Here is a 19,733-nt window from a genome sequence, read left to right as displayed (position 1 = left end):
GCCGTGGACTTCCAGCCGACCGAAGACCAACGGGACCTCAAGGCGACCCTGCGCGACCTGCTCGCCCGCCGCTGGGGACGCGAGGCGCTGCGGACCTCACTGGACTCCGGGACCGCCCTCGACCGGAACCTGTGGCGGGAGCTGGGCGAGGCCGGCTTCTTCGCGCTGCGCCTGCCCGAGGCCGACGGCGGGGTCGGCCTCGGCCTCCCCGAGGCCGTGCTCCTGTTCGAGGAAGCCGGCCGGGCCCTGCTGCCCGGCCCGCTGGTCGCCACCCACCTGGCGGCCGGCACCGTACCGGGGGCCGCCGCGGGCACCACCGTCGTCACCGCCTTCGACCTGGGCGGCGACCTGATCAGCCACCTCGCGGAGGCCGACGCCGTCCTCGGCGCCCCGTCGCCGCCGCCGGGCGAACCGGTCCGCTCGGCGGACCCGCTGACCCCCCTGCACCGGGCCCGGCCCGGCGCCGGGACCCCGGCCGGCGACCTCGCCCCGTACCGGGACGCGGGAGCGCTGCTCACGGCGGCCCTCCAGCTCGGCAGCGCGCTGCGGACGCTGGAACTGGCCGTGCGGTACGCGGCCGAGCGCGAGCAGTTCGGCAGGCCGATCGGCGCCTTCCAGGCCGTCAAACACCTGTGCGCGGGCATGCTGGTCCGCGCCGAGCTGGCCCGTACGGCCGTGTACGCGGCGGCGGTGACGGCCGCCGGGGCCGAGGGCCCCGGCGGGATCGCCGCCGCCAAGCTCCTCGCGGACGCCGCGGCCGTGGCCAACGCCCGGGACTGCCTCCAGGTCCACGGCGGCATGGGCTTCACCTGGGAGGCGGACGTCCACCTCCACCTGAAGCGGGCCTGGGTGCGCGCGGAGCAGTGGCGCACGGCGGGGGAGGCGGAGGAACTGCTGGCCGCGGAACTGCTGGCCGCGGAACCGGCGGCTGCGGAAGTTGGACTTGGCGGCGCCGTAACGGGGTAGGAGCGTGTGGCGGTCGCTCACCGTGACCGCGGGGCACGGGAGGAACGGGGCGGGACGCATGTCCGATTACGGAGAGTTGATATCGGTTTGTGTCCTGGGCCCAGCCCGATCCGGGCCGAAGGCGGGGGTGTGCTCCGGTACGCTCCCACGAATGCGAGCGGTTGAGCGGCGCGAGCGTCGCACAGTATGCACCACGCCTACTCCTTCGCGCTGGAATATGCCCGAAGCGCTTGTTGTGGTGACTGTATGTCAACCATGCTGCACAGCACGGGGATCACATTCCGTGATCCCATCCTGTCGCGAGGCGAAGTGTCCGCCGGTTCGGATGGTGTGAGCGGTGCAGGTGCTTCAGGTACAGCTGGAGGTAGGACCGGACCCCGCCGAGGTCGGGCGGGCGCGCCGCTGGGCGCGGTCCCGGATGGCGGGGTGCGGTGTGCGGGACGACGAGCCGCTCGCCGAGACGTTGATCCTGCTGATCTCGGAACTGGTCACGAACGCGGTCGTGCACACGGGCTGTCCGGCCGTGCTGCGGATGCTGTTCGGCGGGCCGGGGGTGCGGGTCGAGGTCGCCGACTCGAGCGACCGGGCGCCGGCCCCCCGGCAGGCCGCCGGGGACGACACCGGCGGGCGCGGCCTGGAACTCGTCGACGGGCTCGCCGACCGGTGGGGCTGGCAGCGCGAGGGCGCGGGCAAGCGCATCTGGTGCGAGATCGACCGGGATGAGCCGAGCGGGACCGCACCCGACGAAAACTTTGCCCACCATCGGGAACCGCGCGTGTACCTCTAACGAGGTGTTGACGGATTGTCACCTGTTGATCACCCTGGTGGTGAGCGATTCGTGGCGAGGGGACGCCAAGGGCCCTGCCTTGACGAGTGCGGGTCGCGGGGTGGCGGCTGCCGTGCCGCGCTCGGGGTGTGCACGGACACACGCCGCCACCCGCTGGTCTTGAGGGGTTGCGTGCGGGGGCGGGGCGGGGGCGCCGGGGTGGCGCCGGTCAGCTGCCGGCTCCGCCGGGCGCCTTGGGGGTACGGGTGCGGCCGGGGGGCGCGATGACCCGTACGTCGCCCCCGCGGGACCGGAGCCAGTCCTCCAGCGCGGACCCGACGAGCGGGTGACGGCTGCCGTCCGGTGCGATCAGGCCGGCCGGGCCGAACACCGTCCCGGTCAGCCCCGTCACGCGGGTGCTGTCGTCCAGCAGCACCTCGAAGGAGTTCTCCCGCACCCGCGCCCCGCTGAGGTCCGCCCCGCGCAGGTCGGTGTCCAGGAGTGCGGCGCCCAGGACGCGGGCGCCGCGCAGGCTCGCGCCGCGGGCGTCGGCGCCGTAGAGCTCCGCGCGGACCAGGTCGGCGCCGTCGAGGACGGTCCCGCGCAGGTCGGCGCCGTCGAGGACGGCCCGTACGAAGCGGGCGCCGGTGGCGTCGGCGCCGCAGAGGTCGGCGCGCTGGAGGTCGCAGCGGTAGAAATCCGTCCCGACGAGCCGGGCGCCGGCGAGGCGGGTTTCGGTGAACAGGGTCTGCGAGAAGTCGGCGCCGGACAGGACCGCCCCGCCGAGGTCGAGGCCCGTCAGGTCGGCCGCGGCCGGGAAGCCGGCCCTCACCCACTCCCACAACCAGCGCGCGCCCTCCGGGTCTGCGGGCGGCAGCACCCGCCACGGCAGCACGACGGGTCGCCGACGCCGGTACCAGGGGGCGGGGGTCGGGCGGGCGGCGCCGTCCGAGCCGGTGCTGCTCGGGCCCGCGCCGTTCTCCGCGCCGTCCTCCGTGCCGTTCTCCGTGCCGATCTCCGCGCCGTCGTCGTCCACCGTCACGGCCCGGAAGCGGGCGTCCAGCGCCGCCAGTTCGGGGTCTTCCGCGAGGTCGGCGAGCTCGTCGCGGGAGGTCAGGACGTCCCGGTACAGGTCGAGTCCGTACCAGCGGACGGGCGGCCAGTCGGCCTCCATGCGGCAGATGAGGTCCGCCCACCGCCACAGCCGCGGGTCGGTGCCGGCGGGGGCGAGCGGCAGGCCGGCCACGACCTCGGGCAGCCCCTGCACCGGGGCGTGCGGGAACGCCGCCACCCCGGCCTGGGTGGCCAGTACCAGGCAGCCGGTCTCGTCGCCGTCCGGCTCCTCGATCCGGGCGAAGGTGGCGCCGCCGGTGGGGGTGAACACGCGCTCGATGTCGGGCCGGCCCCCGTCCAGCAGTACGGTCGTCCCCAACTCCCGGGCCAGGGACCGTCCGAGGGCCCCGGGGGTCGGTGGCTCCGTGACGGCGGGTACGGCGTAGATGGAGAGCGCGCAGGCCAGGTCGCCCCGGTCGAGGTACGCGTACCCGCAGGTGATCGGAGCGTCCCAGTTCCGTCCCTCGGCCTCGTGCTCGGGTCCGACGTCGACCCCCCGCGCACCCACCCCGAAGGCCTCGCCGAGGACCCGTACGAGGTCTGCCGGCGCGGGCCGTGCGGCGGTCAGGAACCCGTACGCGTGCCCACGCATCCCGCGCCGCCCCCTTCCCTGGTGTCCCGGCCCAGGATGCCGGACCGGCGGCGCGGGTGGGTGCCCCCGGCCCGGGGGGTGGGGGCCGGGGGCGGCTGGGGAGGCGTCAGGAGGAGCGGGTCAGCAGGGGCGGATGTGGTAGACGGGGGTCCAGTAGGCGGTGCCGGTGGACTTGGCGACGTTCGACCAGCGTTCGCTGCCGTTGTCGTTGTAGAACCGGGCCCGGGTGCCCGAGGTCTGGTTGTTGTGGAACGTGCCGTCGCCGATGCCCCAGAAGTCGTAGTAGCCGCACCGGTAGAAGTCGTAGGTGTCGCCCCGGCCGTCGGTGATGCACAGGTGGCCGTGCCCGCAGGCGAGCGCGGTGTTCGGGGAGGCCAGGTCGCGGGCCTCCGGCCGGCCCGGGACGGCGAGGGTCAGGGCGCCGCCGGCGGTGGTCATCCGGTTCGCGGAGACCTGGCGGGCCGCCGGGTCCTTCGCGAGGATGGCGTCGACCCGCTGCTGGAGGGCGGCCGCCTGCGGGGCGCTCAACCCCGCGTCGCGGGCCTGCCCGAGGTGGGCGGACCGGGCGGACGTCGAGTCGGTGGCGGTGGAGCCGGTGGAACCGGTGGCGTCGGAGGCGTGGGCGGTCAGGACGGGGCCTGCGATCAGGGCCGCGGTCGCGGTCATCATCGCCAGGATCTTGCGCGGTGACATGGTGGAACCCCTCTGATTCGGCGTCCGGGAAGCCGCGCGCCCGTGACGGCGGCCTGAAGACGCGTGACCATCCTTTCGAAGGTCACCCGGGGTCGAGAAGGGCGAAATCGGCCTCGCTGCGGCTCTTGTGGGCATACCTCAGGGTTCCCCGAGCCCCAGCAGCCCCGCCCGCAGTCCCACCGCACCCGGCCGGAACCCACGGGTGCGGCCCCCGCCCCCTTGCCCGGCCCGGGCTCCCCGCCCCACCGCCCGCCCCGCGGGCCCACCGCCGCGCCGGTGGCGCGAAGGGCGCGGAGCGCGGGCGGGGGCGACGGAACCGTACGGAACGCCGCGCCGCCGCGTCCGGGCGCGGGCCCCGGGAGGGGGTGGGTCAGAAGACGGCGATCGGGGCCACCGGGGTGCCCGTGCCGCCGACGAAGGGTTCCGGCATGGCGGAGAGGAGGAAGGAGTAGCGGGCCTCTTCCGCACAGGCTGTGGACAACTCCTCCAGGTTCCAGTTCTGACCCTGGTGCATGCCCATCTCGACCAGGTCCAGGGCGTGCACCGGCAGCCACAGGTTGTCGATCTCCGGCGGGAAGATCTCGAAGGTCAGGGTGTCGTTGGCGACGGCCGCGACGTCCCGGGCGTGGAACCACTGGGGGGTGCGGACGGACAGGCCGGGTGAGGGGAAGCCGTAGCCGTGCTTGTCGCCCGCCAGGTAGACCTGGATCTGGCCGGTGCGGACGAGGACGATGTCGCCGGCGCGGACCGTGACCCCACCGAACTCCTCCGCCTCCACGAGGTCCTCGGGGGTCACCGCGTGGCCGCCCGCCAGCCGGTCCACGCCCTTCGCGCGGGCCACGTCCAGCAGGACGCCGCGCGAGACGATGTGCCGGGCCTTGTCGATGCCGCTGAACGCGGCGCGGGAGTGCGCGGTGACGGAGGAGGCCGGGCGGCCGTTGTAGATCTTCCCCGAGTGCGAGACGTGCGTCAGGGCGTCCCAGTGGGTGGCCGCCTGGAGTCCCATCGTCACGGCGTCGTCGCTGCACGCCACCGTGCCCGGGCCGAAGATCTCCTGGTTGATCTGCACCATCGTGTGCAGCGGGTTGATCCGGCCCGGGATCATGCCGACCTGGACGCCGTCCTCTTCCAGCGGGAGCGCGAGCGGGACCCGGCGGCCCCTGCGGACGCCTGCGGCCGCGGCCCGGACGACCGGGTCGGTGATCAGGTTCAGGGTGCCGATCTCGTCGTCGGCGCCCCAGCGGCCCCAGTTGTTGACGCGCTTGGCGATGTCGTGGAACTCGGGGGGCAGGGACATGGGCCTCATCAGCTCCTGGTGAAGGTGGCGGCGACCGGGTCTTGTGCTGGTGCGTCGGGCTGCCCCTAGAATCTAACGGTCCGTCAGAAAACGCGGGAAGGGGCCGGCATGGGGAACTTCTTGGCAGGCAAGGTCGTCGCCGTCACGGGCGCGGGCCGGGGCATCGGGCGGGCCGTGGCGCTCGCCGCGGCCGCCGAGGGAGCCTCGGTCGTCGTCAACGACTACGGCGTCGGCATCGAGGGCGGGGAGCCGACCAGCGAGGTCGCCGCTTCGGTCGTGAAGGAGATCACCGCCGCGGGCGGGGAGGCCGTCGCCGTGGCCGACGACATCTCCACCATGGCCGGCGGCCAACGCGTCATCGACACGGCCCTCGCCCGGTACGGGCGCGTCGACGGGGTGGTGTGCGTCGCCGGCATCCTGCGCGAACGGATGCTCTTCAACATGTCCGAGGAGGAATGGGACCCGGTCCTCGCCACCCACCTCAAGGGCACCTTCACCGTCTTCCGCGCCGCCTCCGCCGTCATGCGCAAGCAGGGCACGGGCACGCTCATCGGCTTCACCAGCGGCAACCACCAGGGCTCCGTCGCCCAGGCCAACTACAGCGCGGCCAAGGGCGGAATCATCTCCCTCGTCCGCAGCGCCGCCCTCGGCCTCCACAAGTACGGGGTCACCGCCAACGCCGTAGCCCCCGTCGCCCGCACCCGGATGTCCGCGGGCGTCCCGATGGAGCTGAAGGAGATCGGGGAGCCCGAGGACGTCGCCGCCCTCGTCACCTACCTGCTCAGCGACCGGGCCCGCGCCGAGAACATCACCGGGCAGGTGTACACGATCGCCGGCCCGAAGATCGCCGTGTGGGCCCAGCCGCGCGAACTGCGCGCCGGGTACGCCGAAGGCTCCTGGACCCCCGAGAAGATCGCCGACTTCCTGCCCGGGACCGTCGGCACCGACCCGATGCCGATGCTCGCGCAACTGGAGGCGATGGCCCGGGCCGCCGCCGCCAAGGACCGGCCCAACGCGTGACCCGCGGCCCGGGGAGGGGCGGGGGCGGCCGAAGCACGGACGACCCCGGCCGTCGCACCACCGATCGCCGTCCCGCCGACGCCTGACAGGGAGACCGCATGGACTTCAGCCTCGGAGCCGGCGACGAGGAGCTGCGCGCCCGCGCCCGGACCTGGCTCACCGCCCGCCTCGACGGACCGTACGCGGACCTGCGCGGCCTCGGCGGGCCGGGCGCCGAGCACGAGGGGACGCAGCAGCGGCGCGACTGGGAACGGGAGTTGGGCCGCGGCGGCTGGATCGGGCAGGGCTGGGACGTCCCCGCCGGCGCGTACGGGCAGCAGCGGCTCTCCCTCACCGGCCAGGTCGTCTGGGCGGAGGAGTACGCGGCGCTGCGCGCGCCCGGCCGGGTCGGCCACATCGGGGAGAACCTCCTCGCGCCGACCCTGATCGCCCACGGCACCCCCGAGCAGCAGGCCCGGTTCCTGCCCGGCATCGCCCGCGGCGAGGAACTGTGGTGCCAGGGGTACAGCGAACCGGACGCCGGGTCGGACCTGGCGGGCATCCGTACCGTCGCCGTGCGCGACCCCGCGGACGGGCTGCCGCGCGTCACCGGGCAGAAGATCTGGACCTCCCTCGCCCAGGACGCCGACTGGTGCTTCGTCCTCGCCCGCACCGAGGCCGGCTCCCGCCGGCACCGGGGCCTGTCGTTCCTGCTGGTGCCCATGGACCAGCCGGGCCGCGTCGAGGTCCGCCCGATCCGGCAGATGTCGGGCACCGCCGAGTTCAACGAGGTGTTCTTCGACGGGGCGGTCGCCACCGAGACCGTCGGCGGGGAGGGCAACGGCTGGAGCGTCGCCATGGGCCTGCTCGCCCTGGAACGCGGCGTCTCCACCCTCGTCCAACAGATCGGCTTCGCCGCCGAACTGGAACGCGTCCTGGCCGACCACCTCGCCGCCGGCGCCCCGGACCCGGTCCTGCGCGAACGCCTCGTCCGGCAGTGGGCCGAACTGCGCACCATGCGCTGGAACGCGCTGCGCACGCTCGGCTGCGCCGGTGACCCGGGGGCGCCGAGCGTGGCGAAGCTGCTGTGGGCCGGCTGGCACCGGCGGCTCGGAGAGCTGGCGGTCGAGGTCCGGGGGGCGGCGGCGACGGCCGGGCCGGTGCCCTGGGCGCCCGACGTCCCGTACGAGCGGGGACTCGACGAGGCACAGCGGCTCTTGCTGTTCACCCGGGCCGACACGATCTACGGCGGCTCGGACGAGATCCAGCGGAACATCATCGCCGAGCGGGTGCTCGGCCTGCCTAAGGAGCCCAGGTGAGAGGCGTCGTGTTCGACGGCAAGCAGGCCCAAGTGGTCGACGATCTGGAGATCCGCGACCCGGGACCGGGGGAGGTGCTCGTCGCCGTCAAGGCGGCCGGGCTGTGTCACAGCGACCTGTCGGTGATCGACGGGACGATCCCGTTCCCGCCGCCGGTGGTGCTCGGGCACGAGGGCGCCGGGGTGGTCGAGGCGGTCGGCGCGGGCGTCACGCACGTGGCGGCGGGCGACCACGTCTCGCTGTCCACGCTCGCGAACTGCGGGGCGTGCCCGGACTGCGACCGGGGGCGTCCGACAATGTGCCGCAAGGCGATCGGGATGCCCGGTCAGCCCTTCCGTCGGGGCGGGAAGCCGCTGTTCCAGTTCGCCTCCAACTCGGCTTTCGCGGAGCGGACGATCGTCAAGGCCGTGCAGGCCGTGAAGATCCCCCGGGACGTGCCGCTGACCTCGGCGGCGCTCATCGGCTGCGGGGTGCTGACGGGCGTCGGGGCGGTGCTGAACCGGGCGAAGGTCGACCGGGGGGAGAGCGTCGTCGTCATCGGCACCGGCGGGATCGGCCTGAACGTCCTCCAGGGCGCCCGGATAGCCGGCGCGACGACGATCGTCGCCGTCGACGCGAACCCGGCGAAGGAGGCGGTGGCCCGGCGGTTCGGGGCCACCCACTTCATCGACGCGTCGGCCGCCGGGGACTCCTCGGCCGCCGTACGCGAGATCCTGCCGACGGGCGCGGACCACGCCTTCGAGTGCGTGGGCAACGTGAGGTTGATCCGGCAGGCCGTCGACCTGCTGGACCGGCACGGGCAGGCGATCCTGCTCGGGGTGCCGGGGTTCAAGGAGGAGGCGTCGTTCCTCGTCTCGTCCATGTACCTGGACAAGACGATCATGGGTTGCCGGTACGGGTCGTCCCGCCCCCAGCGCGACATCGCCCTGTACGCGGAGTTGTACCGGCAGGGCCGGCTGCTGCTCGACGAGCTGGTGACGGAGGTCTACCCGATCGAGGACTTCGCCAAGGCGGCCGACGACGCCCACCACGGGCGGGTGGCGCGCGGGGTGCTCACCTTCTGAGCGGGGGGTACGGGTCCGGCCCCGCGCCCCGGGAGGGGGCGGCGGGGCCGGGGTGCGGGGTGGGGTGCGGACCGGGGTGTGGGGTGGGGTGCCGTGAGGTGGCGTCGTCCTCCGTCAGGGGGCGAAGCGGCCGAAGCGGCCCTGGTGGAAGAGGAGCGGGTCGCCCTCGCCCTCGGCGCCCATGGCCGCGACGCGGCCGACGACGATGAGGTGGTCCCCGCCGGTGTGCACGGCCTGGATGCGGCAGTCGATCCAGGCGGGCACGTCGTCGAGCTGCGGCGAGCCGGTGACGGGCGCCGGCCGGTGGCCGACCCCGGCGAACTTGTCGGCTCCGCTGACGGCGAACCCCCGGCACAGCGCGCCCTGTTCGGCGCCCAGGATGTTGACGCAGAACACCCCGGCGCGGGCGATCCGCGGCCAGGTGGTCGACGTACGGGCCACCATGAAGGTGACCAGCGGCGGGTCGAGGGAGAGCGAGGCGAAGGACTGGCAGGCGAAGCCCGCCGGGCCGTCCTCGCCCTCGCCCGGCGGCGCGGTGATGACCGTGACCCCGCTGGCGAACCGGCCCAGTACGGCCCGGAACTCCGCGGGACCGACGGGCGCGCGCTCGTCCCGACCGACGGCCCGCAGCGCGGGCCGGGGCAGAGCGTCGACGGACTCCGGGGCCGCGGATGCGGGGGCGCCGGCTGACCTGAGGTATCGGACGACGGTGGCCGCCATCCCTGCGTGTCCCATCACACCCCCGATTGAAGCTGACGGGTCGTCAGATGGGAAGGGTCGCGTTGAGGTCGCGCGGGGGGTGCGGGGTCGTGCGGGGGTCCCGGCCGGTGGTGGTGCGGGTGGGGGGTAGGGTGCGGGCAGCAAGTGATTGAACTTGTTCAAAACTGGATGCGGGGGCGACGCCATGACGCACGACGAAACGGTCCGCCCGGCCACGTTCCTGGGCCGGGAACTTCCCGCGGCGGCGGCCATCTCCGCCGGACAGCCCCTCCTGCTCCTCGCCGCGGCCTTCGTCCTCACTGGTCTCGCGGGCCCGTACGACCACGACCGGGGCGAGGGGGCGTTCGGAGCCGTCCTCCTGACGGGGTTCCTCCTCCTCTCCCCGCTGCTGCTCCCCGTGCTCGGCCTGCTGCACGCGGCCCTGTTCGCCCTGCCCGTCACGGGTTCCGCGCACGCCCTGGGCCGGCGCGGCCGCGTACCGGCCGGCGTCTGGGCCGTACTGCTGACCGCCGCGCTCGCCGCGCTCTACGCGGCCGCCGGCCGGTGGCGGTTCGACCTCCCCTACGGGCCGACCTGGGCGTGGGTGGCGGGGACCGGGCTGCTCCCGGTGGCCGCCGCCCGCTACGCCCGCGCCCGCGACGTCCGCCCGTGGGGCATGATCCGCCGGGCCGCGGGCGTGACGGGTGCGGGCCTGCTGCTCCTCGGAGGCGGCCACGCCGCGGGCCTGGCCGGGCTCCTGCCGGAGTACCGGCCGCCCCGCCTCGCGGCGTCCGAGTACGCCGGGACGTGGACCGGCGACGGGGGCGCCCGCCTGGTGCTCCACCGGGACGGCACGATGAGCGCCGAAGCGCTGCCCGTGGTGGCCCGCGACGGTGGGATCGACCGGTGCACGGGCGACGGGACGTGGAGCTTCGACCCCGAGGCGGTGCCGGCGAACCGGGACGGGGTGTGGCTCGACATCCGGTCCTGTACCGGATCCGTACCCGCCTGGCGGATCTCGGGCACGACCGAGCGGCCCGAGCTGTTCACGTGGCTGTACGGCCCGGACGCCGACGTGCTGAAGGTCCTCCGGTCGGACGCGGACGCGGACGGGGCTCGGGCGTTCGGGTGAACCGGGGGCGTGCGGGGCGGCTCGTGCGGGGGCGCTCCGGCGGGCGGGGGCATCGTGGCCCGGGACCGTGCAGCGCCGTACGCCCTCAAGGAGGAACCCCATGCTCGGCACCGACTTCCGTACCGGCTCGCCCAACTGGCTCGACCTCGGCAGCCCCGACACCGCGGCGGCCGCCGCGTTCTACGGGGCGGCGCTCGGCTGGGACTTCGCCTCGGCCGGGCCCGAGGCGGGCGGGTACGGCTTCTTCCAGGTGGACGGGAAGACCGTCGCCGCGCTCGGCCCGCTCACCGAGGAGGGGGCGACGTCCGCGTGGATGCTCCACTTCATGACCTCCGACATCCAGGCCACCACCGATGCCGTGCGGGCCGGCGGCGGGGCGGTGCGGATGGAACCCGGCGACGTCATGGGCGAGGGGTGGCTCGCCCAGTTCACCGACCCGCAGGGCGCCGAGTTCGCGTGCTGGCAGCCCGGGGGGACGGGCGGGCTCGACCTCACCTCCGCCGAGAAGAGCCTGGTGTGGGCGGAGCTGCACGTCCCGGACCCGCTCGCGGCCCTCTCCTTCTACGGCGGGGTGTTCGGGTGGCGGCACTCCGAGATGGGGATGGCCGGGATGACGTACCGGGTGCTGTCCATCGCCGACGGGGAGCAGCAGGAGGGCACCTTCGGCGGGGTCGCTCCGCTGGGTGACGAGGGCGGGCGGATCCCGCGGTGGGTGCCGTACTTCAACGTCCCGGACGTCGACGGGGTCGCCGCGGCGGCGTTGGGGGCGGGTGGGTCGGTGCCCATGCCGGCCGAGGACATCGCCGGGGTCGGGCGGATCGCCTGGGTCGCCGACCCGGCGGGGGCGGTGTTCGCGCTGCTGAAGCCCGACCCACGGGGCTGATCGCGGGCCCCTCCTGGTCAGCGGCCCAGGTACTTGGGGGTGCGGCGCTCCACGAAGCCGGCCACGCCCTCGTTCGCGTCGGCGGTGGTCATGTTGAGTTCCTGGGCGGTGGCTTCGGCGGCGAGCGCGGTGGCCCGGTCACCGTCCAGGGAGGCGTTGACCAGCTGCTTCGTGAGGGCGAGGGCGCGGGTGGGGCCCTGGGCGAGGCGCTCGGCCCAGGCGCGGGCGGTTTCCTCCAGCTCGTCGGCCGGCACCACCTTGTTGACGAGGCCGAGGCGGGCGGCGTCCTCGGCGGGGACGGCGTCGCCGAAGAACAGCAGCTCCTTCGCCTTCTGCGGGCCGAGGAGGCGGGGCAGCAGGTACGCGCCGGCGCCGTCCGGGACGAGGCCGCGGCGGACGAACACCTCGATGAAGCGCGCCGGTTCGGCGGCTAGGACGAGGTCGCAGGCGAGGGCGAGGTGGGCGCCGATGCCGGCGGCGGTGCCGTTGACCGCGGCGATGACGGGTTTTTCGCAGTCCAGGACCGCGGTGATGAGGCGTTGGGCGCCGAGGCGGATCATGCGGGTGACGTCGCCGGCGATGCGGTTGCCTCCGGCGGTTGCGGGGGTGGGGCCGCTGCTGCGGAGGTCGGCGCCGGCGCAGAAGCCCTTGCCGGTGGCGGTGATGACGACCGCCCGGACGGCGGGGTCGGCGGAGGCGTCGGTGAGCAGGGCGATGACGCGTTCGCGTTGGTCCCGGGTGAGGGCGTTCATGGCCTCGGGGCGGTTGAGGGTGATCCAGGAGACGCTGTTCTCGATCCTGTGGCGGATCTCGTCCGAGGGGGTGAGGGTCACGGGTGCCTCCTGGGGGGCGGGGTGGGGTGGGGGTCCGGTTCGGGTTCGGGGTCCGGGGCGGAGCCCCGGCTGCGAGTCCCCGCCGGGCGGTCCGGGTCGGGCGTCCGGTTGTGCCGGGGAGTGGCCCCGTACCGACCGGCCAGGTCAGCGGCAGATGGCGAGGGCGTCCAGGGCCACCGCGCCCTGGCCCCGGGGGAGGACCATCAGGGGGTTGATGTCCAGTTCGGAGAGTTCGTCGCCCAGTTCGAGGGCCATCCGCTGGACGCGGAGGATGACTTCCACGAGCGCGTCGACGTCGGCCGGGGGTGCGCCCCGTACGCCCTCCAGGAGCGGGTGGCCGCGCAGTTCGGTGAGCATCGTGCGGGCCTGGTCCTCGCCGAACGGCGGCACGCGGACCGCCGCGTCCCGCAGGACTTCGACCAGGACCCCGCCGAGGCCGACGGTGACGGTCGGGCCGAAGAGGTCGTCCTGGGTGACGCCGACGACCATCTCGACGCCGCGTTCCACCATTTGGCAGACGAGGATCCCGTCCAGGGGGATGTTCTCGTAGCGGGCTATGTCGGTGAGTTCGCGGTACGCGTCGCGGATCTGGCTCGCCGAGGTGAGGGCGACCTTGACCAGGCCGAGTTCGGTCTTGTGGCCGAGTTGGGGGCCGGAGGCCTTCATGACGACCGGGTAGCCGACGAGTCCGGCCGCCCGTACGGCGGCCGCCGCGCTCGTCACCAGTTGCTCGCGCGGTACGCGGATGCCGTACGCGCGCAGGAGCTGCTTGGCGGAGTGTTCGCTGAGCTGCTGGCCGGGCCGCATCAGGGCCTGGGCCTTGCGGTACGAGGGGGAGGGGGTGCGGGGTGCCTCGTCGAAGGGGGAGCGGTAGGACGCGGTGAAGCGGTGGTGGGAGAGGTAGGCGCGGACGGCGGTGATGCAGTTGCCGAAGGTGCGGAAGGTGGCCACGCGGGAGGAGCCGAGGAGGGTGGTGCGGTAGGCCTCCTCGGTGCCGACCGGGGAGCCCCAGATCACGCAGATGAGCTTGTCGGTCTGCTCGGCGGCGTCCACCAGGTCCTGGGCGAGCTTGTCGCTCATCGGGGGGAACGGCCCGGTGATGGGACAGATCAGGACGCCGACGGACGGGTCCGCCAGGATCGCGTCGATGATCTTGCGGCCGCGCCAGTCGCCGACGGGGTGGCCGCCGTTGTCGACCGGATTGGAGACGCCGAGGTACGGCGGGATCCACTGGTGGAGTTCCGCCTGTTTGGCCTCGGAGAGGGTGGGGAGCGTGAGGCCCGCTTCGGTGGCCAGGTCGGAGAAGTGGGCGCCGGTGCCGCCGGAGATGGAGTAGACGACGACGCCGTCCGCCCGGGGCGGCCGGGCCCGGGCGAGGAGGGCGGCGGTGTCCTGGAGTTCGTCGAGTCCGTCGACGCGGATGACGCCGAACTGCCGCATGGCGGCGTCCACGACGGTGTCGGCGCCGGTCAGCTTGCCGGTGTGCGAGGCGGCCATCCGGGCGCCGGTCTCGGTGCGGCCGACCTTCACGGCGACGACGGGGACCCCGTTGCGGGCGGCCCGGTCGGCGGCGAGGAGGAAGGAACGGCCGTCCTTGAGGCCCTCCACGTAGCAGGCGATGGCCCCGACCTCGGGTTGTTCGGCGAGGTAGGAGATGAAGTCGGCGGTCTCCAGGTCGGCCTCGTTGCCGGTGGGAGCCCAGTGGGAGAGCCGGATGCCGAGTTCCTGGAGGGTGTAGACGGGCCGGCCCTGGTGCCCGGACTGGGTGATGAGGGCGATGGCCGGCCCGTCGAGGTCCTGGCGGAACTCCTCGAAGGCGTTGAGGTTGGTGTTCGGGCCGAGCAGGCGCAGCCCGGAGCGCCGTACGGCGGCGGCGAGCCGCGCCTGGGCGGCGGCGCCGGCCTCGCCGGTCTCCGCGAAGCCGGACGCGAAGGCGACGGCGAACCTGACCTTGGCCTCGGCCAGTTCCTCGACGACGGGCAGCGGATCGGCGACGAGGATCACCGCGAGGTCGACCTGTTCGGGCAGGTCGGCGACGGCGGCCAGGCAGGGCAGGCCGAAGACGCTCGGACGGGTGGGGTGCACGGGGTACACCCGGGCGCCGACGCGCTCGGCCCAGGCGAGGAGTTGGCGGGTGATGCCGGTGTTGGGTCTGCCGTCGGCGTCGGAGGCACCGATGACGGCCACGGACTCGGGCCGGAAGAACCGGTCCAGGTCGGGCACATCGGAGTGCAGGGGCCGTCCGCTGACGTCCAGGGCGATCGCGCCCTCGGAGGAGGGCGCGGCCGTGGAGTGGACGGCCGTCCTGGGGGTCTCCCCGCAGGCCTCGACACGTGCGCGGAAGTCGGTGGTGAGGGTGCCGTGAGTAGATCCAAGCATCGTTCCGCCCGCTCCTGCTCGATGAACCTCGATGGACCTCGGTGTACTTCGGTGGAACGCGAAGCAGTCCATAGCTGACGCGTAGTCAGATTACTGAACTGACGCGCCGTCAGGAACAGGGATGCGCAGGAAAGGTGGTGGAGGTGGTGTGTGTGCCCGAAGTTCGAACGGTGGCAGATCCGTTCGGGGGTGGTCCAGAGCGGTTTCGGCCTACCGACGCTTGCGGCGGGACAGGGACTTCGCGATCTTTTCGGCGTCCAGGGCCAGTTCGCGCAGCATGCCGCTGATCGGGTTCGTGTAGCCGGTGAAGTACAGGTCCGGAGCGCCCTGCGGGCTGCGTCCGCCGTGTACGAGGGGTCGACCGCGCCCGTCGAGGACGTCGAGGTGGCCGACCAGGTCCTCCAGGGCGCGCCGGTAGCCCGTCGCCGCGACCACCGCGTCCGGGGTGATCCGCGCACCGTCGGCCAGCACCACTTCGGCGCCGTCGAAGGAGACGACCGCCGCGACCGGCTCGACCCGGCCGCCGCGCACCGCGTCGATCAGGCCGACGTCCTGCACCGGGATCGCCCCTTCCCGGACCCTGCTGTACAGGCCGGTGGTGGGACGCGGGAGCCCGTACGCCGACAGGTCCGGCACGGAGAGCCTCGTGACGATTGCCCCGAGCCGGTCCACGAGCCGTACGGGCAGCCTGCGGACGAGGATCCCCGTGCGCTGGGAGGGCCAGCCCGCGGTCGAGCGCCGCAGGACGTGCGGGGCGGTCCGCACCGCGAGGCGCACCCGGGACGCCCCGCCGTCGGCCAGGTCCACGGCTATCTCGGCGCCCGTGTTCCCGACGCCGACGACCAGCACGTCCCGGCCCGCGTACGGCTTCGGTTCGCGGTACGCGGCGGCGTGCAGCAGTTCTCCGGTGTACGTGTCCGCGCCCGGCCAGTCGGGCAGCGCCGGGGTGTGGTTGAAGCCGGTCGCCACGACCACCGCCCGGGCCGCCAGCAGGCGCCCGCCGCTCGCGTGGAGGGTCCAGCCGGCGCCGTCGGCGGCCCGCTCGATCCGGGTCACCTCGACCCCGGTGACCAGCTCCAGCTCGTGGAACTCGGCGTACTTCTCCAGGTACCGGACCACGTCCGCCCGCGCGACCCACCGCCCGAACCGGCGCGGCACCGCCAGCCCGGGCAGGGCGGACAGGCGCCGGGTGGTGTGCAGGCGCAGCCGCTCGTAGTGGCCCCGCCAGGAGGCCCCGACCGCGTCGGACTTCTCCACGACGACGGCGCGCACGCCGCGCGCGCGGAGCGCGGCGGCGACGGCGAGGCCGCCGGGACCGGCGCCGATCACGTACACGGGGCGGGGCTGGGTGTTCATGTCGGGCTGCTCGGGCATGACGGGTGATCGTATCGACACTCAGAGTTGATGGGTCTCGGACAAGGAGTGAATCGATTGCGGAACGATCACGGGGGGCTGGATTGACCGTTATGGGGGAGTGCGGGTGGTGCTTCGTGGGGGTGGGGCCGCTCGGTCCGCCGTGTTGGTGCCGTGTTGGTGTCGTGTCGGTGCCGCGTTGGCGACGTGATCCTCGGCCCGCGTGGCCGTCGTCGCGCCGGCCGCCGTGGTCGTCGGCCCGTCGGCCCGTCGGCCCGTCGGCCCGCGTGGCCGTCGGCGTCCCGGCCGCCGCGGTCGGCGTTGCCTCGCGCCGGGGTGGGTGTCCCGCTGTCACAGTGGGGTCCCGTCCGTCCCGTGGGGGCTCGCGGCCGCCCGCGCCGGCCCCCGTTCCGGAGAGGAGCAGGTGAGTACCTGATGTGGCAGCCCGACGGGTGGGACGTACGCGTCCGCCTCGGAATCCTCACCCCGCACGCCGACGTCGGCCCCGAATCGGAGCTGCGCGCCATGGCCCCGCCCGAGGTGGGCCTGCACGCCGCCCGGGTGCCGTTCGCCGCCATGGCCGGCGGCGGGGTGATGGCCCCCACGATCCCGCTCGGCCCGGTGCGGGCCTTCGCCGAACCCCCGCACGTGGACGCCGCCGCCGAACTCCTCGCCGCCGCGCCCGTGGCCGTGATCGGCTACGCCTTCACCAGCTCCGCGTACGTCATCGGCGCGCGCGGCGAGGCGCACATGCTGGCCCGGCTCGGGGAGCGGGCCCACGGGTTGCCGGTCGTCGCCACCTGCGCCGCCGTGGTCGAGGCGCTGCGCGTGCTGGGGGTCGAGCGGATCGGCCTCGTCGACCCGCCGTGGTTCGACGCCACCCTGAACGACCTGGGGCGCGGGTACTACGAGGAGGCCGGGTTCGAGGTCCCGTACGCCGCCCCGTGCGGGCTCCCCGGCGAGCAGCGCGCGGTCCGGCCGAAGTCCCTGCACGACTGGGTGGCCTCGCGGCTGCCCGATACCGCCGACGCGGTCGTGATCGGCGGCAACGGGTTCCGTTCCGTCGGGGTGATCGGCGCCCTGGAGGCCACCCTCGGCCGGCCGGTGCTGACCGCCAACCAGGTCCTGCTGTGGGCCGCCCTGCGCGCGGCGGGCGCCTCCGCGGAGGGCGTCACCGGGTACGGGCGGCTTTTCGGGGGTCCGGGGGCGTGACCGGCTCCCGGGGCCTTGCGGGATCGGCCCCGATCCGCTGAACTGACGTACCGTCAGATCGGTGTGGGTGAGGGACGAGGGGTGGGGGCTGCCGATGCAGACCATCTGGCTCAGCGGAGCCGAATGGCTCGCCGTGCTGCGCATAGGCCTCGGGCTGTGGTGGCTGGAGAGCTGGCGGCACAAGGACAAGAAGGGCTGGTTCGAACGCGGCACCGGCATCGCCTGGGCCGCCGACGTCGCCGGCAAACACCGCTGGTCGTTCGTCAAGAGCGGCTTCACGAAGGTCGTCCAGCCCCGCCCCCGGCTCATCGCGTACGTCGTCGTCTACGTCGAACTCGCCCTGGGGCTCGGCCTGGTGTTCGGCTTCCTGACCCCGGTGGCGCTCGTGGGCGGCCTGTTGCTGAACCTGCTGTACCTGGTACTGATGATCCACGACTGGGCCGAGCAGGGGCAGAACGCGATGATGGCGCTGATCTCGCTCGTCGCGCTGTTCGCCATGAGCTGGCAGGCCTGGTCCCTCGACGCCTTGATCGGACTCTTCCTGTGACCGCCCCCGGTGCTCCAACCCCGGGCGCCGACCGCGCCCCCGCCCGCTCCGCCGCCGTCGCCGTCGTCCGTCATGACCTGCCCGAGGTGGACGAGTTCACCCGGCCGTACTGGGACGCCGCCGCCTCCGGCCGCCTGCTGCTGCGCCACTGTGCCGACTGCGGACGCCACCACCACTACCCGCGCGAGTTCTGCCCCTCCTGCTGGGCCGGCGAGGACCGCGTCACCTGGCAGGAGGCGAGCGGGAACGCCACCCTCTACACCTGGTCCGTGATCCACCGCAACGACCTGCCCCCCTTCGGCGGCCGCGTCCCGTACGTGGCCGCCGTCGTCGACCTCGCCGAGGGCCCCCGGATGATGACCGAGGTCGTCGCCTGCGCGCACGAGGACCTCCGCATCGGCATGCCGCTCCGGGTCACGTTCCGGGAGGCGACCGAGGACGTACGGGTACCGGTCTTCGAGCCGGCGGGTGGGGACGGGGACGAGGGCTCCGGTGGCGGCGCCGGTCACCACGGCGGGGCCTCGCGGTAGACGGTGGGCGGGGGCGGGGCCGGTAGCGGCCTACGGAGCACCGCCACGGCCTCCCCGATCCGGCCCAACGCCATGAGCAGCTCCGCGAGGGGCTTGCGGAGGTCCGGGTCGCCCGGATCCAGGACGGCCACGGCCTCCTCCGGCCGGCCGGCGCCGGCCAGCAGCCCGGCCACGACCTCCGCCGCGTACGTACTGCCGCCCTCCGGGTGCGCCCGGAGCTCCGCCACCGCCTGGTCCACGCGGCCGCAGGCCGCGAGGAGCGCGGCTCGCATCCGCAGCAGGTCCCACTCCTCGCAGTCGGGCGGATCCACGATGCCCGCGAAGCGGGCCAGCCCCTCCTCGGCGCGGCCCCGGTCGACGTACAGCGTGCACAGGGCGTCGAGGATGCAGTCCGAGTGCCCGCCCCGCGCGGCGGGCAGCGCCGCCAGGACGTCGATCGCCTCCTCACCCCGCCCGTGCCGGACGAGCAGCTCCGCCAGCCGCAGAGCGGCGTGCGAGGAGGCCGCCGCCGACGGGCGGTACACCTCGACCGCCCCCGCCACGTCCCCGCGTTCCTCCAACCACCGCGCGAGGAACCGTTCCGCGTTCCCGCCGGGTTCCTGCGCCGCGTACGCCCGCAGCTCCGCCGTTCGACCCAGCCGGGCCAACAACCCGGCCAGCGGATCCCGGCCGTTGACCGTCCCCGCGCCGGGCCCGTGCGCGCGCAGCAGCGCCACCGCCTCGTCGGTCCGGCCCTGCCGCTCCCGGACCGCCGCCAGCAACGCCGACGCGTCGGGCGGCTCGACGTACGGGGCCCCGCACTCCGTGTCGCCGCAGGCCGCGCAGGCGCGGCCCGGCGCGATGCGGTCCGCCAGCAGGGCCGCCACCTCCTCGTCCCGACCGAGTCCGGCGCTCACCTCCACCAGCGGCCCCGCGAGGAGCCGCTCCGTCACGTGCGGGCGCAGCAGCTCGTACGCCTCCTCGGCCCGGCCGGCGCGGGCCAGCAGCAGCGCGAAGTCCCGTAGCGCGGGGTGCTCCCCGGCCTCCGCGCGGGGGCGTACGAGGTCCAGGGCCTCCGCGACGCGACCCCACGCGCCGAGCAGCCCGGCGGCCTCCGCGACGGCCGTCCACCAGCCGGTCGCGACGTACGGGGCCAGCACGGAGCGCGCCTCGTCCTGCCGCCCCTCGGCGCCGAGGAACCGCGCCCGGGCGCGGGCGCAGAACCACTCGCCGTCCAACGCCAACTCCCGGACCGTGTCGGCGTGTCCGTGGTCCAGGAGGTACGCGACCAGGTCGGGCGGTACGCAACCCGCGTGCAGCCGGGTGCGCCGGTCCAGGTCGTCGGGGTCGAGGGCGGGGGCGTTCATGCGGCGAAGG

General features: G+C 74.4%; 18 protein-coding genes. 10 read left to right on the top strand and 8 right to left on the bottom strand.

Annotation, left to right across the window (positions count from 1 at the left end; genetic code table 11):
- Positions 1-3: 3 nt before the first annotated feature.
- Both AB0D46_RS21155 and AB0D46_RS21150 read left to right on the top strand, forming a co-directional pair.
- Entirely contained in the window at positions 4-966 is a 963-nt protein-coding gene (locus tag AB0D46_RS21155) for an acyl-CoA dehydrogenase family protein (RefSeq protein WP_362879476.1), read from the top strand.
- 337 nt (positions 967-1,303) lie between these two features.
- Positions 1,304-1,753 carry an ATP-binding protein gene (locus tag AB0D46_RS21150; RefSeq protein ID WP_362879474.1) on the top strand — a complete coding sequence of 150 codons (450 nt, stop codon included), beginning with the start codon at positions 1,304-1,306 and terminating at the stop codon, positions 1,751-1,753.
- Positions 1,754-1,961: 208 nt separating this feature from the next.
- Here AB0D46_RS21150 and AB0D46_RS21145 read toward each other — a convergent pair whose 3' ends face one another.
- The 3 genes from AB0D46_RS21145 to AB0D46_RS21135 all read right to left on the bottom strand — a co-directional run bounded on the left by AB0D46_RS21145 (position 1,962) and on the right by AB0D46_RS21135 (position 5,427).
- Positions 1,962-3,437, bottom strand: a complete 1,476-nt coding sequence (locus tag AB0D46_RS21145) for a pentapeptide repeat-containing protein (protein WP_362879472.1) — start codon at positions 3,435-3,437, stop codon at positions 1,962-1,964.
- 120 nt (positions 3,438-3,557) lie between these two features.
- Positions 3,558-4,130 carry a hypothetical protein gene (locus tag AB0D46_RS21140; protein WP_362879470.1) on the bottom strand — a complete coding sequence of 191 codons (573 nt, stop codon included), beginning with the start codon at positions 4,128-4,130 and terminating at the stop codon, positions 3,558-3,560.
- Positions 4,131-4,500: 370 nt separating this feature from the next.
- Positions 4,501-5,427 (bottom strand): cyclase family protein, encoded by a 927-nt coding sequence (locus AB0D46_RS21135; RefSeq protein ID WP_362879468.1) that lies wholly within the window; start codon positions 5,425-5,427, stop codon positions 4,501-4,503.
- A gap of 108 nt (positions 5,428-5,535) precedes the next feature.
- On the opposite strand from AB0D46_RS21135, the gene AB0D46_RS21130 reads away from it, so the two are divergent.
- The 3 genes from AB0D46_RS21130 (at position 5,536) to AB0D46_RS21120 (ending at position 8,809) form a co-directional block, all read left to right on the top strand.
- Complete coding sequence (locus AB0D46_RS21130; protein WP_362879466.1) at positions 5,536-6,447, top strand: SDR family NAD(P)-dependent oxidoreductase; 912 nt, start codon at positions 5,536-5,538, stop codon at positions 6,445-6,447.
- A 98-nt stretch (positions 6,448-6,545) separates the two neighbouring features.
- On the top strand, positions 6,546-7,745 hold the full coding sequence (locus tag AB0D46_RS21125) for an acyl-CoA dehydrogenase family protein (RefSeq protein ID WP_362879464.1): 1,200 nt from the start codon (positions 6,546-6,548) through the stop codon (positions 7,743-7,745).
- Positions 7,742-8,809, top strand: coding sequence for a Zn-dependent alcohol dehydrogenase (locus AB0D46_RS21120; protein WP_362879462.1), 1,068 nt, complete (start codon positions 7,742-7,744; stop codon positions 8,807-8,809). Before AB0D46_RS21125 ends, AB0D46_RS21120 begins: the two co-directional genes overlap by 4 nt.
- A gap of 114 nt (positions 8,810-8,923) precedes the next feature.
- Here the strand turns inward: AB0D46_RS21120 and AB0D46_RS21115 are convergent, their stop codons facing one another.
- Positions 8,924-9,544, bottom strand: a complete 621-nt coding sequence (locus AB0D46_RS21115) for a flavin reductase family protein (RefSeq protein ID WP_362879528.1) — start codon at positions 9,542-9,544, stop codon at positions 8,924-8,926.
- A 169-nt stretch (positions 9,545-9,713) separates the two neighbouring features.
- On the opposite strand from AB0D46_RS21115, the gene AB0D46_RS21110 reads away from it, so the two are divergent.
- Both AB0D46_RS21110 and AB0D46_RS21105 read left to right on the top strand, forming a co-directional pair.
- The gene (locus AB0D46_RS21110; protein WP_362879460.1) at positions 9,714-10,640 is read left to right on the top strand and encodes a hypothetical protein; all 927 of its coding nucleotides are present in this window, start codon (positions 9,714-9,716) and stop codon (positions 10,638-10,640) included.
- A 100-nt stretch (positions 10,641-10,740) separates the two neighbouring features.
- A complete protein-coding gene (locus AB0D46_RS21105) occupies positions 10,741-11,523 on the top strand; it encodes a VOC family protein (protein ID WP_362879458.1) in 783 nt (260 codons plus the stop codon).
- A 17-nt stretch (positions 11,524-11,540) separates the two neighbouring features.
- Here AB0D46_RS21105 and AB0D46_RS21100 read toward each other — a convergent pair whose 3' ends face one another.
- From AB0D46_RS21100 to AB0D46_RS21090, 3 genes are all read right to left on the bottom strand, one after another.
- The gene (locus AB0D46_RS21100) at positions 11,541-12,275 is read right to left on the bottom strand and encodes an enoyl-CoA hydratase-related protein (RefSeq protein ID WP_362879526.1); all 735 of its coding nucleotides are present in this window, start codon (positions 12,273-12,275) and stop codon (positions 11,541-11,543) included.
- 225 nt (positions 12,276-12,500) lie between these two features.
- Positions 12,501-14,735, bottom strand: a complete 2,235-nt coding sequence (locus AB0D46_RS21095; RefSeq protein ID WP_362879456.1) for an acetate--CoA ligase family protein — start codon at positions 14,733-14,735, stop codon at positions 12,501-12,503.
- Positions 14,736-14,945: 210 nt separating this feature from the next.
- Positions 14,946-16,109: an NAD(P)/FAD-dependent oxidoreductase gene (locus tag AB0D46_RS21090; RefSeq protein WP_362879454.1), complete on the bottom strand. Its 1,164-nt coding sequence runs from the start codon at positions 16,107-16,109 to the stop codon at positions 14,946-14,948.
- Between the two features lie 414 nt (positions 16,110-16,523).
- Here AB0D46_RS21090 and AB0D46_RS21085 point away from each other — a divergent pair, with 414 nt between their 5' ends.
- From AB0D46_RS21085 to AB0D46_RS21075, 3 genes are all read left to right on the top strand, one after another.
- Positions 16,524-17,300 carry a maleate cis-trans isomerase gene (locus AB0D46_RS21085; RefSeq protein ID WP_362879452.1) on the top strand — a complete coding sequence of 259 codons (777 nt, stop codon included), beginning with the start codon at positions 16,524-16,526 and terminating at the stop codon, positions 17,298-17,300.
- Between the two features lie 94 nt (positions 17,301-17,394).
- The gene (locus AB0D46_RS21080; protein ID WP_362879524.1) at positions 17,395-17,847 is read left to right on the top strand and encodes a DoxX family protein; all 453 of its coding nucleotides are present in this window, start codon (positions 17,395-17,397) and stop codon (positions 17,845-17,847) included.
- A gap of 77 nt (positions 17,848-17,924) precedes the next feature.
- Positions 17,925-18,377: a Zn-ribbon domain-containing OB-fold protein gene (locus AB0D46_RS21075; RefSeq protein WP_362879522.1), complete on the top strand. Its 453-nt coding sequence runs from the start codon at positions 17,925-17,927 to the stop codon at positions 18,375-18,377.
- Here AB0D46_RS21075 and AB0D46_RS21070 read toward each other — a convergent pair.
- Positions 18,353-19,723, bottom strand: a complete 1,371-nt coding sequence (locus AB0D46_RS21070; protein ID WP_362879450.1) for a tetratricopeptide repeat protein — start codon at positions 19,721-19,723, stop codon at positions 18,353-18,355. The genes AB0D46_RS21075 and AB0D46_RS21070 overlap by 25 nt on opposite strands.
- Positions 19,724-19,733: the final 10 nt, after the last annotated feature.

The sequence above is a fragment of the Streptomyces sp. NPDC048383 genome (assembly GCF_040651775.1).
Lineage (GTDB): Bacteria > Actinomycetota > Actinomycetes > Streptomycetales > Streptomycetaceae > Streptomyces.
The sequence above is the reverse complement of the archived record's forward strand: the minus strand, read 5'-3'. Positions and strand labels throughout refer to the sequence as shown.